Origin of the sequence: Gordonia aichiensis NBRC 108223, assembly GCF_000332975.1 — a bacterium.
In the GTDB taxonomy this organism is placed as follows: Bacteria; Actinomycetota; Actinomycetes; order Mycobacteriales; family Mycobacteriaceae; genus Gordonia; species Gordonia aichiensis.
Genome location: NZ_BANR01000003.1, coordinates 19,996 through 34,154 on the forward strand (window position 1 = coordinate 19,996; position 14,159 = coordinate 34,154).

Below are 14,159 nucleotides of genomic sequence, written 5' to 3' on the forward strand. Positions count from 1 at the left end.
TCCGAACTCGTCACCACCGAAACACCCACCCGGCTGCGCAGCGCACGCTCCGAGGCCCCGGGAATGCGTACACAACTGCGACGTCTGCGGCACGCCACGACAATTATTGTCGTGGCGTGCCGCTGAGGGGCGGTTTGTGTACGCATCCGGCCCCGACGGCCGCGTTGGCGGCCAAGGCGTTCCTGTTCACCCTCGGGACGCCCTGACCAGGGCGAATTTTCGTTGATCGTTGCGGTTTGGAACACTGGTGGCCGTGAGTAGTTCTGCTGACGTCGCATCCCGTTCCGCCGAATTGTTCCGTCAGGCCCAGGACGCGACCCCCGGTGGGGTCAACTCGCCGGTCCGCGCGTTCTCCGCGGTCGGTGGGACTCCGCGCTTCATCGCGTCGGCGCAGGGCTGTCATCTGACCGATGTCGACGGCAATGATTACGTCGACCTGGTCTCCTCCTGGGGGCCGATGATCCTCGGTCACGCCCACCCGGCGGTCGTCGAAGCTGTGCAGAAGGCGGCGACGCACGGCCTCTCCTTCGGGGCGCCCACCGAGGGTGAGATCGAACTCGCGGAGGAGATCATCGACCGCGTCGATCCGGTCGAGCGGGTGCGCCTGGTCAACTCCGGCACCGAGGCGACGATGTCGGCGATCCGTCTCGCGCGTGGCGCCACCGGACGCTCCAAGATCATCAAGTTCTCCGGCTGCTACCACGGGCACGTCGACGCTCTGCTGGCCGACGCGGGCTCGGGTATCGCGACACTCGGCCTGCCGACGACCCCCGGTGTGACCGGCGCGGCAGCCCACGACACCATCGTGCTTCCCTACAACGATCTCGACGCCGTCGCCAAGGCCTTCGACGCCTTCGGTGATGAGATCGCAGCCGTGATCACCGAGGCGGCCGCCGGGAACATGGGCGCGGTCGCCCCCGTCGATGGATTCAACGCAGGCCTGCGCGACCTGACCCGACGCCACGGATCGCTCTTCATCATCGACGAGGTCATGACGGGTTTCCGCGTCAGCCCCGCGGGCTGGTACGGCCTGGAGGGCGTCGCCGCGGACCTCTACACCTTCGGCAAGGTGATGAGCGGTGGATTGCCCGCCGCGGCGTTCGGCGGGCGCACCGACATCATGGAGAACCTCGCACCCACCGGGCCCGTCTACCAGGCGGGCACGCTCAGCGGTAACCCCGTTGCCGTCGCGGCCGGGCTCGCGACACTACGCAACGCCGATGCCGACGTCTACACCGCGCTCGACGCCAATGCCCATCGCCTCGCAGCGCTGTTCACCGAGGCGCTCACCGACGCGGGGGTCGGGCACCGGGTGCAATTGGCGGGCAACCTGCTCAGTGTGTTCTTCACCTCCGAGCCCGAGACGGCGATCACCGACTACGCGGCGGTCAAAAACACCGAGACCTGGCGTTTCGCACCCTTCTTCCACGCTCTGCTCGACGCGGGCGTGTACGCACCGCCCAGCGCATTCGAAGCCTGGTTTGTCTCAGCGGCGTTGGACGAGGATGCTTTTGGTCGAATCGCTGACGCGCTGCCGGCCGCTGCGCGCGCTGCAGCGCACGCCACGCAATCGGGGGAGTCCGACTGATGCACACGATCGTCCACATGATGCGCCACGGAGAGGTGCACAACCCGGACGGCATCCTGTACGGCCGCCTGCCCGGGTTCCGTCTGTCGACGACGGGCCGTGCGCAGGCAGAGAAGGTTGCGGGCACGCTCGCCGACCACGACATCACCGCCGTTTTCGCCTCGCCGTTGCAGCGCGCGCAGGAGACCGCAACCCCGATCGCCGGCGCACACGGACTGCCGATCTTCACCAACGACCAGCTCATCGAGGCCGACAATGTCTTCGAGGGCCTGAAGGTCTCCGTCGGCGACGGCGCGTTGAGCAAGCCCCGCCACTGGTTCAAACTGCGCGACCCGTTCACCCCGTCCTGGGGCGAGCCCTACATCCAACTCGCGCACCGTATGCTCGCCGCAGCCAACAAGGCCCGTGACGCCGCACGTGGTCACGAGGCCGTCTGCGTCAGCCACCAGCTGCCCGTCTACACGCTCCGACGATTCCTCGAGGGGCAGCGGCTCTGGCACGACCCGCGGCGTCGGCAGTGCTCGTTGGCCTCGCTGACCAGCCTCGTCTACGACGACGACGCGCTCGTCGACATCATCTACTCCGAACCCGCAGGGCATTCCGACCCGCTTGCGACCGGGGCATGAGCCGGACCCGAGACATGCGCAGTAAGACCGTCACCGCAGCCCTGTTCGCCATGCTCGCCACGCTCGGCGTGCTGGTGGCCGGCTGCAGTTCGGGCAACGACGCCGTAGCCCAGGGCGACACCTTCCAGTTCGTGTCACCGGGCGGACAGACGACGATCACCTATCCCGAATCGGATCGCAAACCGATCGCCGACCTCGTGGGCCCCGACCTCGTGACCGACCAGCAGATCGACGTCGACAAGGATTTCGCGGGCAAGGTGACCGTGATCAACGTGTGGGGTTCGTGGTGCGGTCCGTGCCGTGCGGAGGCCGACGATCTCGAGACCGTCTACGAGCAGAACAAAGACAAGGGCGTCGCTTTCGTCGGCATCAATCTGCGCGACGACCGCCAGTCGGCGAAGGACTTCGTCGCCGACCGCAAGGTCGGGTATCCCTCCATCTATGACTTCGACGGTGCGACGCTCGCCTCGATGACCACCCCGACCTCCGTGGTCCCGACGACCGTCGTGCTCGACAGCAAGCATCGTCCGGCCGCGGTCTACCTGCGCACGGTCAGCGCGGAGGAACTCGGTGCGATGGTCACGAAGATCGCAGCCGAGGACCACGGAAAGCAGCCCTGAGCGGAATGGGACAGACCTTCGCCGACACCGTGACCAGCGGCCCGCTGCTGCTGGCGCTGGTCGCATGCATGATCGCCGGTCTCGTCTCCTTTGCCTCTCCCTGCGTGGTGCCGCTTGTACCCGGATACCTGTCCTATCTGGCGGGTCTCGTCGGGGCGGAGGCCCCGGCTGTCACGGTCGGCGAATCACCCAAGCGTGGACGTTCGCGGGTGGCGATCGCCGCAGCCCTGTTCGTGCTCGGATTCACCGTCGTCTTCGTCGCCGCGACGGCCACCGTGCTCGGAATCACGAGCACGGTGATCGTCAATCACGATGTGCTGCAACGTATCGGCGGAGTCGTCACCATCGTGATGGGTCTGGTCTTCATCGGTCTCATCCCGATGATGCAGCGCGAATTCCGCTTCGCACCGCGCAACGTCTCCAACATCGTCGGCGCACCGCTGCTCGGTGCGGTGTTCGCGCTCGGCTGGACCCCGTGTCTCGGCCCGACACTCGCCGCGGTCATCGCCACCGCTAGCGGGACTCAGGGTGCGACAGCGGCCAAGGGAGTCGCGCTGATCATCGCGTATTGCGCGGGTCTGGGTATTCCCTTCGTGATCCTCGCGTTCTCCTCCGCGTGGGCGCTCCGCAGCCTGACGTGGCTACGCACCCATGCCCGGCTCATCCAGATCATCGGCGGCATCATGCTGATCGCTGTCGGCGTCGCGCTTGTCACCGGCTGGTGGGATCAGTTCATCGTGTGGGTGCGCGACGCTTTCATCTCCGACACCGAGCTTCCGGTATGAACGCACGCGATATGACCCCGAGCGCAGGCGAGCTATGACACAGACCATCGACCGACCGTCCGCCCCGGCGCCGCAGACCCCGCAGCGCCCGCACTGGATCAAGCGTCGGGTGCTGTGGCCGCTGCGCAACCTCTGGCGCAGTCTCACGTCGATGCGCACCGCACTGGTCCTGCTGTTCCTGCTCGCACTGGCCGCCATCCCTGGCGCACTGTTGCCGCAGCGGGAACTCAACGAGCAGAAGACGCTCCAGTACATCTCCGACCACGGCTGGCTCGGCGAGTGGATGGACAAGCTGCAGTTCTTCGACGTCTTCAAGAGCGCGTGGTTCACGGCCATCTACGTCCTGCTGTTCGTCTCGCTCGTCGGCTGCCTCACCCCGCGCATCATCGAGCACGCCAAGAGTCTGCGCACCAAACCCGTTGCCGCACCGCGCAATCTGTCGCGCATGCCGCGGCACATCACCGAGACGGTCGACGGTGAGCCCGCCGAACTCGCCGAGCGGATCTCGGGCAATCTGCGGGGGTGGCGTCGCGAGGTCACCGTGCGTGAACCGTCGAAGGCGTATCCGGACGGCTGTGTCGAGGTCTCGGCCGAGAAAGGTTACCTGCGCGAATTCGGCAACCTTGTCTTCCATTTCGCACTCCTGGCACTGCTCGTGTCCATCGCGGTGGGCAAGGTCTACGGCTATGAGGGCACGCGCAGTCTGGTCGCCGACGGCGAGCAGGGACTGTGCAACACGTCGACGGCGGTCTATGACTCGTTCAGGGCCGGCGCGCTGGTGGACGGCACCAATCTCTCACCGTTCTGTATCCGCGTCGACGACTTCTCCGCGACCTTCCTGCCCGACGGCCAGCCGTCGATGTACGACGCGAAGATCCGGTACACCACCGACCCGCGCACACCGTCGTCGCAGTGGGAGGAGCGGTCGGTGCGTGTCAACGACCCGCTGCGCGTCTCGGGCGACCGCGTGTACGTGCTGGGCAACGGGTTCGCGCCCACGTTCACCGTGACCTTCCCCAACGGTGAGAAGCGTACGCAGACCACGCTGTTCATCCCCGAGGTGATGCAGACCATGCTGTCGTCGGGCGCTGCCCGTTTCGACACCCCCGCCGGGCTTTATCCCGATGAGGACACCCGACGCAAGAACCAGATCGCACTCGAGGGGCTCTTCGCCCCGACAGCCAGCTACGACGGCACACTGCTCAGTTCGTCGTCGCCGGAGCCGAGCGATCCGCAGGTCGCGATCCGCATCTATCGCGGCGATACCGGTCTCGACACCGGACGCGCGCAGAATGCCTACTCGCTCGACACCAACATGATCCACCAGGGCAGGCTCAATCGTGAGGCGCAGGCGAACCTCAAGGTGGGCCAGAGTGCCAGCCTGCCCGACGGCACCAAGGTCAGTTTCGACGGGTATAAGCGCTGGATCTCCGTGCAGGTATCCCACGACCCGGCACAGGTCTGGGTGCTGGTGTCGGCGATCGTGATGCTCGTCGGACTGGTGGTGTCGCTGGTTGTTCGACGACGCCGGATCTGGGCACGTCTGGTGCCCGACTCGGACAATGGCGACCGACGACGTACGGTAGTAGAGATCGCCGGGCTGGCCCGAACCGACCAGGCCGGCTGGGGCGAGGGCTTCGACGAGCAGGCACACAACCTGCTCACCGACGAGGGAACATCCAGACGTTTGTAGGGATGCAGACGCCTGTATCGGTCGCTCGCGTGCAGCACAACCTGTAGCAGATGAAGCAGTAGAGATAGGGCCAGTGATGGGTAACGGAACAGATCAGATCGACCAGACGTTGGCGCGCTACTCCGACCTTCTGTTCGGTACCGCGATCACCATCTACGTCCTCGCGATGCTCATGTTCCTCGCGGCACTCGCCGGTGCCCGATCCCGAAAGCTCTCCGTGGCCAAGGAGCTGGTCACCGCGGGAGGCGGTTCGACGACGGAGCGCGCACCCGGCAAGATCGAAGGCCCTGCGCCCCGCACGCTGTCGGAGAAGATCGGCAACATGGCCTACCCGGTCGTGTTCGTCGGCCTCGCTGCACACATTGCGTCGATCGTGACCCGCGGAATGGCCACCGATCGCGCGCCCTGGGGCAACATGTACGAGTTCATCTCGTTGACGTGCGCTGCCTGTGTGGTCGCCGGGCTGGTCATCCTGCGCAAACAGATCAACCGTCCGCTCATCGCATTCGTGCTGCTGCCGGTCACGCTGCTGATGTTCATCGCGGGCCGCTGGCTCTACACCCAGGCCGCGCCCGTCGTGCCCGCGCTCAAGTCGTACTGGTTGGCCATCCACGTCTCGATCATCTCGATCAGTTCCGGCGTGCTGCTCGTGTCCGGTGTGGCGAGCATCCTGTACCTGGTCAAGATGCGGTGGGCGGCGTCGAGCGACACCGTCTCCGAGACCGGCGGCGGCGTCGTCGGTGGACTGCGGCGGCTCGTCGCGCACATCCCGTCTGCCGAGGCTCTCGACCGTCTCGCCTACAAGTGCGTCGTGTTCGGATTCCCGCTCTTCGGATTGGGAATCGTGTTCGGCGCCATCTGGGCGGAGTCCGCGTGGGGCCGCTTCTGGGGGTGGGATCCCAAGGAGACCGTGTCGTTCATCGCCTGGATCATCTACGCGGCATACCTGCACGCTCGTGCCACCGCCGGGTGGCGCAACAGCACCGCGGCATGGATCAACGTCGCGGGATTCGTCGCGCTGCTGTTCAACCTGTTCATCATCAACCTCGTGGTCTCCGGCCTGCACTCCTACGCGGGACTGTGAGGGCGGCGTTCACACGGGGCCGGGCCCTCCGGGGGGCCTCAGGCTGCGCTCTGCAAGCGCCTGTGCGCGAACCACTTTGAGCACATCGATGACGATGTCGATGGTGTCTGGGCACAACCCGGCCAGATCGATCCCGGACAGATGCGTTTCGGTGGTCGCCAGTATCTCCACGTAGTCGCGTTGCCGCTGCACCCGGTCGAGATCCTCTGCCGGATTCGAGAGAAAGTAGGTCACGCTGACCTCGAAGGCGCTGGCGATCGCCTCGACAGTCTTGAACGACGGCGTCCGCGCCTTCCCCGTTCGCAACTGAGAGATGTAGGCATCGCTCAGCGAGTGACCGTGCTGGTTGGCCTTCTCGGCGATCCGCTTACCGGTGTACCGTCGGCCATTCTCGTCGCGAGAGTGCTCGAAGAGTTCTGCCAATTTGGCGGCGAAACTGTCGTCGCCGTCGGGTGACGTGCCCGGGCGGGTGGTCATGAATCAAAAACCGCCCGCCGTGTCGGTATCGATGTCGATCTCCCTTGACGCAGTGTCAGTTACGGAGTCGTAATCGTACCCGGACGGTTCGAGGGTGCGTCGCGCATCTCGATGCACGATGCGTCACAATTCGTCGTTGGGTCCTCGAGTGCGACGATCGAGATCGCGCAGGAAATCCGCATCGTCGTCGGGCCCGACCGGCCCGTGACTGCGTGTCCCTGTTCGTCTCGCATCTGTCGCCGAGTCACGTCGTTGCGCCACAGCGGGCCCGAAGGCGCGCCACAACAGAAAACCGATTGCGGCCAAGCCGACGATGGCCAGCAGAAACGTCATGGCAACCTCCCGTCAACCAGGGTACGCGACCCGATGTTGGCCAACGGCCGGCCCTCGTCGGCGACGCCTACTAGCCGACGCGACGGTTCAGGAGTGCGACGACGTCCTCTTCGCGGAAGCGACGATGGCCACCGGGGGTGCGAATGGACCCGAGAATGCCCGAGCTGGCCCACCGGGCGACGGTCTTGGGGTTGACGTTGAACATCGCGGCGACCTGGCCGGGGGTCAGCGTGTGCTGGCTTGCGAGGCCAGGGGTGATGACGGTGGCGGCACCAGGGTTGAGAGCGGTCATTGTTCTCCCCTTCGGGTTCTCGTAGACGCGCGGAGATTGCGCGTCCTCACATGAATACACGCAAAACGCCCAGGTACTCGAACCGTCATATCGAGGTAAAGAGAGTCAAAAGGTGGCCGTGACCTGCGAACACCGATTCTCGTCCAAGTATCCTGAGGCTGTGAGTGATGAGCAGGAGCCCACCCGAGTGGGTACGCACAAATCAGACAACACAGACAACGCAGGTCAGGGCCACGTGGGCATGGGCGCACTGCTTGTCTCGATCCTCCTCTACACGGTTGCACGCCTCCTGCTGGTGGTGATCGTGGCCGCGGTCATCATGGGAATCGGCGCACTCGCAGGAGTCACCGTGCCGCTATTGGTAGCGGCGGTGTTCGGTGTCCTCATCGCGCTACCCCTCGGCATGGTCTTGTTCAAGAAGCTGCGCGTGCGGGTCAACACCCAGATCGCTGCGGTCGACGCCGAGCGGCGTCGTAAGCACGACGATCTCCAGACGCGTCTGCGCGGTGCCGACAGGAAATGAGCCACTCTGCCACGACGTGGACGGTCGACCACCGCAGCGACCGACGCTGGGCCGACAACGCGGTACGGCTGATCGAGGCCGACGCACGCCGCAGTGCCGACACGCACCTGCTGCGCTGTGAGCTACCGGAGTGGTCGCGCTGGATCGACGACGGGAGCAACGGGGCCGCGGGAACCGAGGTCGGCGTCGACCTGTATCTGAAGGACGAGAGCACGCATCCCACCGGGTCGCTGAAGCATCGGTTGGCGAGATCGCTGTTCCTGTATGCGATCTGCAATGGGTGGATCACCGAGGGAACCACCGTCATCGAGGCCTCGTCGGGGTCGACGGCGGTGAGTGAGGCCTACTTCGCGCATTTGATCGGGGTCCCGTTCATCGCGGTGATGACCTCGGGCACGTCGCCGGCCAAAACGGCTCTCATCGAACGCGAGGGCGGACGATGCCACTTCGTCGAGCGCGCGTCGGACGTCTACGACGAGGCGCTGCGGCTCGAGCGTGAGCTGGGCGGGCACTTCATCGACCAGTTCACGATGGCCGAACGCGCAACAGACTGGCGGGGCAACAACAACATCGCGGAGTCGATCTTCGCGCAGATGGCCACCGAGGATCACCCGGTGCCGACCTGGATCGTGGTCGGTGCGGGCACCGGCGGAACGTCGGCGACCCTCGGCCGTTACCTGCGCTACCGCAGGCACCCCACGTGGCTGGCCGTCGTCGATCCGGAGAACTCGGTGTTTCTCCCGGCCTACGAGAGCGGTGACGGGTCGCTGCGGTCAGAGACCGGTTCGCGCATCGAGGGCATCGGTCGGCCGCGCGTCGAACCGTCGTTTGTCTCCCAGGTCATCGACCGCATGATCGGTGTTCCCGACGCCGCGTCGATCGCCGCTGCCCGTCACCTCTCGGATCGGTTGGGACGCCGGGTCGGGGGTTCGACCGGCACCAACATGTGGGGCGTCGCGCAGGTGGTCTCCGAGATGGTTGCCCAACGCCGGGCAGGCAGCGTCGTCACACTCCTGTGCGACTCCGGGGACCGTTACGCCACAACCTATTTCGACGACGACTGGGTCGCTGCGCAGGGCTTCGACCTCGCCGAACCGACCGCCGTGCTCGACGAGTTCTACCGCACGGGGGAGTGGACGGGTTGAGTGAGTGCAGCGGTGTCAGCGGGACCGACGAGTACTGCGAGGGTTGATGGTTGAGACGATCGAGACAAGCGCGGTGGCCGTGTGACGGTCATCGTCGGCTGCGATCTCGTCGACGTGGCCGACATCGAGGAGTCGATCGACCGCTTCGGTGATCGCTATCTGACGCGGGTGTTCACCGACGCCGAGCTCGCTCACTGCGCGGGGCCGACTCGCTCACAACGTCTCGCAGCGCGCTTCGCTGCGAAGGAGTCGGTGATCAAGACGCTCGGCATCGTCGACGAGTCGACGCCGTTGCGCGAGATCGAAGTGGTGATGAACGGTCCGGTGCCGGGGGTCGCGCTGTGGGGCGCGATGGCCGCGCGCGCGGAGGAAAGGCAGTGGCGGAATCCGTCGCTGTCGCTGTCGCATACGTCAACACACGCCATGGCGACCGTCGTCGTCCAAGTCGGGATGTGACAGTCGGGATGTGACAGTCGGGATGTGACAGTCGGGATGTGACAGTCGGGGCGTGATGGTCGGTCGGGGTGTGGCAGTACAGGTGTGACGCGGCACACCCAGTGTCGCCTACCATCGGCAAGGTGGCCGACTGTGTGGTGAGGGCAGAGGATCTGGTTCGCGAGTATCGACTCGGTGATGAGCGTGTCCGTGCGCTCGACGGGGTGAACCTGACGCTTGACGGCGGACAGTTCGTCTCCATCGTCGGGCCGTCGGGTGCCGGTAAGAGCACGCTGCTGCACATCATCGGTGCGCTCGACACCCCGACGTCCGGCTCCATCGAGGTCGACGGCGTCGACCTCGCGTCGCTCGACGACAACGCCGCATCCGCTTTTCGACGGCACCGCGTCGGGTTCGTCTTCCAGTTCTTCAACCTCGTGCCCACGATGTCGGCGTGGGAGAACGTTGCGCTGCCAAGGCTTCTCGACAGTCAATCGCTGCGCCGGGCCAAACCGCGCGCCGTCGAACTCCTCGACCGTGTGGGTCTCGGCAACAGAATCGACCATCGGCCGTCGGAGTTGTCGGGCGGACAGATGCAGCGCGTGGCCATCGCGCGCTCGCTGATGATGGAGCCGTCGATCCTGCTCGCCGACGAGCCGACCGGAAACCTCGACTCGCGCACCGGCGATTCGGTGCTGGAGTTGCTCTCCGAGGTCGCCCACGACGCGCAGGACCGACTGGTGATCATGGTGACCCACGATCCGCATGCGGCCGACGTCGCGGACACCACGATCGTCGTGCGCGACGGCAGGGTCGCAGCCGGAGATGCGTCGCTATGACGACGCTGCTCGCGGCGCTCACCCGGGTGCGCGTGCTGAATCTGCGCGAACTGCGCGATCACAAGCTGCGAGTGCTCACGTCGTTGATCGTGGTGGCGGTGTCGTCGGCGCTACTCATCGCCGTGCTCGGCACGTATGGCTCGCTCACGGAGTCGATCCGCGACTTCGACTCCGCCATCAACGGGGCAGCCCAGCTCGAGGTCGCCTCGATCGCCGATTCGGGCATCGACGAGTCACTGTCGGGCGAGATACGCGCGCGGGCGTCGGACGCGAAGGCCGTCGTTCCCGTGATCCGCGGGACTGCCGTGGTGGGCGATCGACGAATTGCGCTGGTGGGTTCCGACTTTCGTGCAACCGCACTCGGCTCAGGGGTGCAACTCGCAGCGGAGACGGGACTCACGCCAGAAGATCTCGATGACGGTGTCGTGGTCGGCGCCGGTACCGGACTTCGCCTGGGGGAACGCCTCTCGGTCAACGGCGTCGATGTGCGTGTGGTCCGTGTTGTCGACAGTGGCGGCGGTGGTGGACTCAACAACGGCGACTTCATGTTCGCCTATCTCGTTCTGGCGCAACGGTTGACCGGGCTCGATGGCAAGGTGTCGTCGATTCTCGTCGTTGCGAGGCCGGGGGCCGATCACGGCCGACTCGACGCAGAGGTCGCACGCGTCGTCGACGGTCGCGCGGTGGTCGTCGATCCGGGATTCCGCGCCAAGCAGGCGGAGGTCGCCGGTTCGGTGACTCGCGATTCGACGCTCCTCGTGTCGTTGATCTCTCTCGTCATCGCCGCGTTCCTCGTGTTCAACACCATGAACATGGCGGTGGCATCGCGACGGCAGTCGCTGGCGATGATCCGGGCGTTGGGCGCCAAGCGTTCTCACCTGGTCGGCGATCTACTCGCCGAGTCGGCGGTGTTCGGCTTCGTCGGAGGTGTGATCGGCGTCCCGATCGGGATCCTCGCCGGACGCTGGGCGATATCACGCGTACCGGCGACGACCCGCGATTCGGTCTCCATCGCCATCGACTACCACCTGCCCTCGTATGCTCCGGTGGTCGCCGTTGTCGCCTGCGTGCTCGCGTGTGTGGCCGCGACATCGCTTGCAGCCAGGTCGGTGTTCGCGGTGTCCCCGGTGGAGGCGATGGTGTCGGGCGAGGTCGCCGATGCCGAGCCCCAGCGCGGACCGCTGACGTGGCTGGCGGCGCTCGGCGGCGTGGTGCTGCTCGTCGGATCATGGTTCATCGCGGTCGACGTCCCGGGACGTCCTGCGATCATTGCCGGAGCCGTGTACGCGGTCGGGGCTCTGCTGATCTGTTACGCCCTGACCCGGCCGCTGGTGCGGTTCGTCGTTGCGGTGGCCAGACGATTCTGGGGCCCGGGACAACTCGCCGCGGTCAACACCGAACGCGCACCTCGACGGGCCTGGGCCACGCTGATGACCGTTGCGGTCGCGATCGCGGTCGGCATGGGGACATCCGGTGCGCTCGATAATCTCGTCGCGTCGATCTCCCATTCACTCGACGGCCTCGGCGATCCGGACTTCTACATCTCGTCGACCCCGCGCGACGAGATCCCGGCCGGCACAGCGCTACCCGCCGCCATAGCCGACGAGGTGCGTGACGTACCCGGTGTGTCCCGGGTCGTCGGGGCACAGTGGGCGAATGTCAACGTCGGCGAGGCCAGGATTCTCGTCCAGGGCCTCGAACCAGGCTCGACGGCCCCGTTCACCAAAAAGGCCGCCCCGCAAGCACTCCACGACGTCATCGAGGGGCGCGGCATCATCCTGTCGAGCGTGCTGGCACGGTCACTCGACGCACAGGTGGGCTCCACACTGCGCATGGCGTCGCCGACGGGTTACCACGAGCTCGTCGTGCGGGACGTCGTCGACTACATCTCCATCGACTCCGGCACCGCCGCGATGTCGAATACTCTGCTGGCGCAATGGTTCAACAGATCCGGGGACTCCTACCTGCAGATCGACGTCGGGCAGGATGCGGATCGTGCTGCGGTGCAGCAGCAGTTGCAGCGCATCGTCGACTCTCATCCGACGCCGCGGTCGGGTACCGCGTACCTCTACACGGGGGCACAGGCGCTCGAAGCCACACAGCAGCAGGCGCAGCAGGCCGGATCGTTCACGGTGGCGATTCAGTGGATCGTGTCATTGGCCGCGGCGATCGCGTTGCTCAACACGCTGCTGCTGTCTGTGTTGGAACGGCGCCGCGAACTCGGTGTACTGCGCGCCATGGGTGCCTCGCGCCGGTTCATCTCGCGGATGGTGGTAGCCGAGGCGGGAGCGATCGCGGTCGTCGGCACGATCACCGGACTCGTCATGGGGACAGGGCTGCATTTTCTGGCCGACAAGATCCTCTCGGCGACTACGTCGCTGGACATCACCTACTCGCCGCGGCCGTCGACTCTGCTGTTCGTCGGGGTGTCGATCGTGCTGTGCCTGGTTGGCGCCTTCGTGCCCGCCGCTCGCGCTGCCCGGATGAACATCACCGAGGCCATCGCGGACGAATAGCGGAGGGCTCAGGTGTCAATAAATGTTGACAGAACCAAAGTGTCAACATAACCTGACATACATGCACGACGAACCGGAGACTTCAGAGCAGGATCTGGCCGGGGCCGCTGCCAGTGACGATCCGGCCACCGGCCTCGCCGCGGTCCGCGCATTACGGACCCTGGCCGATCGGCTCGAGGAAGTACAGGTTTCCAACGCTCGATCCAAGGGGTGGAGCTGGCAGGCGATTGCGGAGATTCTGCAGATCAGCCGCCAGGCCGTGCACCAGAAGCATTCACAACGTGAGGCATGACGTGCCCGACGGGCACTGAGGCCGAAAGGAGAACCATCATGTTTGGTCGATTCAGTCGAGACGACAAGATGATGCTGGCATTTGCCACACAAGAAGCCGCAGACCTGGGACATCACCAGCTCGGCAACGACCACCTCATCCTGGGCATGCTGTGCAACGCGCGTTCGCCGTTGTTCGGGCTGCTCGGTGAGCGGGGTCTGACGCTTGCCACGGCGCGCGAGGCCGTGCGGGCATATCACGAAGAACACGATTCCGACGCCGCCGAGGCCGCCGAACAGGGCGCGGCTGCCCGCTATGAGGAGGATCGCGAGGCGCTCAAGAGTATCGGGATCGACCTCGACAAGGTTCGGGCAGCAGTACGCGACCGCTTCGGGGACGATCTCTCCGAGGGCTGGGCCGAGCGACCTGAGCGTGGACGAGGCCCGCGCGGCCGCGAGTGCGGTCCGCGCGAAGGTGGTCCCCGCGGCAGGGGGCGTGGACACGGTAGGGGTCACGGGCGTGGCCACGGCAGGGGTCGGGGCGATTACGACCGCGGAGACTTCGGTCCACGCGGCGGATTCGGGCCGGGCTTCGATCCGCGGCAGGGTTTCGGCCCGGGCGGATTCCCCGGCGGGCCCTTCGGTGACGAGGACGACCGGCAGGGGCCGTGGGAGCCGGGCCGCGGACGTCGTGGTCCACGCGGCCGCGGAGGTCGTCCTCGCTTCGCTTCAGAGGCCCGCGACGCCTTCCGTGCGGCGGTCCATATCGCCCGCGAGCGTGGCGACGATCAGCTCAGCGCCGAGCACCTACTACTCGGCATCCTCGAGGTGAACGACCCAGCGTCACGCGCCGTCGTCGAATCCGCCACGAGTGCAGAAGATCTCACAGCTGCCGTGCTGGCGAGCCTGGAGGTCGACGCGGAGGTCTGATGT

16 protein-coding genes are annotated in these 14,159 nt (G+C 66.0%); 13 read left to right on the plus strand and 3 right to left on the minus strand.

From position 1 onward, the window contains the following. Nucleotides 1-253: 253 nt before the first annotated feature. From hemL to ccsB, 6 genes are all read left to right on the plus strand, one after another. Nucleotides 254-1,588, plus strand: a complete 1,335-nt coding sequence (hemL, locus tag GOACH_RS01605; RefSeq protein WP_040517603.1) for a glutamate-1-semialdehyde 2,1-aminomutase — start codon at nucleotides 254-256, stop codon at nucleotides 1,586-1,588. Then, the gene (locus tag GOACH_RS01610) at nucleotides 1,588-2,214 is read left to right on the plus strand and encodes a histidine phosphatase family protein (protein ID WP_005169459.1); all 627 of its coding nucleotides are present in this window, start codon (nucleotides 1,588-1,590) and stop codon (nucleotides 2,212-2,214) included. Before hemL ends, GOACH_RS01610 begins: the two co-directional genes overlap by 1 nt. 14 nt (nucleotides 2,215-2,228) lie before the next feature. Further along, entirely contained in the window at nucleotides 2,229-2,834 is a 606-nt protein-coding gene (locus GOACH_RS01615; RefSeq protein WP_005169461.1) for a TlpA disulfide reductase family protein, read from the plus strand. Nucleotides 2,835-2,839: 5 nt separating this feature from the next. Further along, entirely contained in the window at nucleotides 2,840-3,619 is a 780-nt protein-coding gene (locus GOACH_RS01620; protein ID WP_005169464.1) for a cytochrome c biogenesis CcdA family protein, read from the plus strand. Nucleotides 3,620-3,653: 34 nt separating this feature from the next. Then, the gene (gene resB, locus GOACH_RS01625; protein WP_005169465.1) at nucleotides 3,654-5,312 is read left to right on the plus strand and encodes a cytochrome c biogenesis protein ResB; all 1,659 of its coding nucleotides are present in this window, start codon (nucleotides 3,654-3,656) and stop codon (nucleotides 5,310-5,312) included. 76 nt (nucleotides 5,313-5,388) lie between these two features. Continuing rightward, complete coding sequence (ccsB, locus tag GOACH_RS01630; protein ID WP_005169467.1) at nucleotides 5,389-6,396, plus strand: c-type cytochrome biogenesis protein CcsB; 1,008 nt, start codon at nucleotides 5,389-5,391, stop codon at nucleotides 6,394-6,396. Nucleotides 6,397-6,405: 9 nt separating this feature from the next. Here ccsB and GOACH_RS01635 read toward each other — a convergent pair whose 3' ends face one another. From GOACH_RS01635 to GOACH_RS01645, 3 genes are all read right to left on the minus strand, one after another. After that, entirely contained in the window at nucleotides 6,406-6,873 is a 468-nt protein-coding gene (locus GOACH_RS01635; RefSeq protein ID WP_005169469.1) for a helix-turn-helix domain-containing protein, read from the minus strand. 123 nt (nucleotides 6,874-6,996) lie between these two features. Then, nucleotides 6,997-7,206 carry a hypothetical protein gene (locus GOACH_RS01640; RefSeq protein WP_005169473.1) on the minus strand — a complete coding sequence of 70 codons (210 nt, stop codon included), beginning with the start codon at nucleotides 7,204-7,206 and terminating at the stop codon, nucleotides 6,997-6,999. Nucleotides 7,207-7,276: 70 nt separating this feature from the next. Next, complete coding sequence (locus GOACH_RS01645) at nucleotides 7,277-7,498, minus strand: BldC family transcriptional regulator (protein WP_007237419.1); 222 nt, start codon at nucleotides 7,496-7,498, stop codon at nucleotides 7,277-7,279. 160 nt (nucleotides 7,499-7,658) lie between these two features. Between GOACH_RS01645 and GOACH_RS01650 the strand changes: the two genes are divergently transcribed. From GOACH_RS01650 to GOACH_RS01680, 7 genes are all read left to right on the plus strand, one after another. After that, nucleotides 7,659-8,021 (plus strand): DUF4229 domain-containing protein, encoded by a 363-nt coding sequence (locus tag GOACH_RS01650; protein ID WP_373279067.1) that lies wholly within the window; start codon nucleotides 7,659-7,661, stop codon nucleotides 8,019-8,021. Further along, nucleotides 8,018-9,166 carry an L-cysteine desulfhydrase Cds1 gene (cds1, locus tag GOACH_RS01655; RefSeq protein ID WP_005169482.1) on the plus strand — a complete coding sequence of 383 codons (1,149 nt, stop codon included), beginning with the start codon at nucleotides 8,018-8,020 and terminating at the stop codon, nucleotides 9,164-9,166. The genes GOACH_RS01650 and cds1 overlap by 4 nt, the downstream gene beginning before the upstream one ends. Nucleotides 9,167-9,247: 81 nt before the next feature. Continuing rightward, complete coding sequence (acpS, locus tag GOACH_RS01660) at nucleotides 9,248-9,622, plus strand: holo-ACP synthase (protein ID WP_005169483.1); 375 nt, start codon at nucleotides 9,248-9,250, stop codon at nucleotides 9,620-9,622. A gap of 101 nt (nucleotides 9,623-9,723) precedes the next feature. Beyond that, nucleotides 9,724-10,440 carry an ABC transporter ATP-binding protein gene (locus GOACH_RS01665; RefSeq protein WP_005169485.1) on the plus strand — a complete coding sequence of 239 codons (717 nt, stop codon included), beginning with the start codon at nucleotides 9,724-9,726 and terminating at the stop codon, nucleotides 10,438-10,440. Then, nucleotides 10,437-12,956 (plus strand): FtsX-like permease family protein, encoded by a 2,520-nt coding sequence (locus tag GOACH_RS01670; RefSeq protein WP_005169488.1) that lies wholly within the window; start codon nucleotides 10,437-10,439, stop codon nucleotides 12,954-12,956. Before GOACH_RS01665 ends, GOACH_RS01670 begins: the two co-directional genes overlap by 4 nt. Before the next feature lie 61 nt (nucleotides 12,957-13,017). Continuing rightward, nucleotides 13,018-13,248 (plus strand): hypothetical protein, encoded by a 231-nt coding sequence (locus GOACH_RS01675; RefSeq protein WP_040517456.1) that lies wholly within the window; start codon nucleotides 13,018-13,020, stop codon nucleotides 13,246-13,248. Between the two features lie 38 nt (nucleotides 13,249-13,286). Further along, nucleotides 13,287-14,156, plus strand: coding sequence for a Clp protease N-terminal domain-containing protein (locus tag GOACH_RS01680; protein WP_005169493.1), 870 nt, complete (start codon nucleotides 13,287-13,289; stop codon nucleotides 14,154-14,156). Nucleotides 14,157-14,159: the final 3 nt, after the last annotated feature.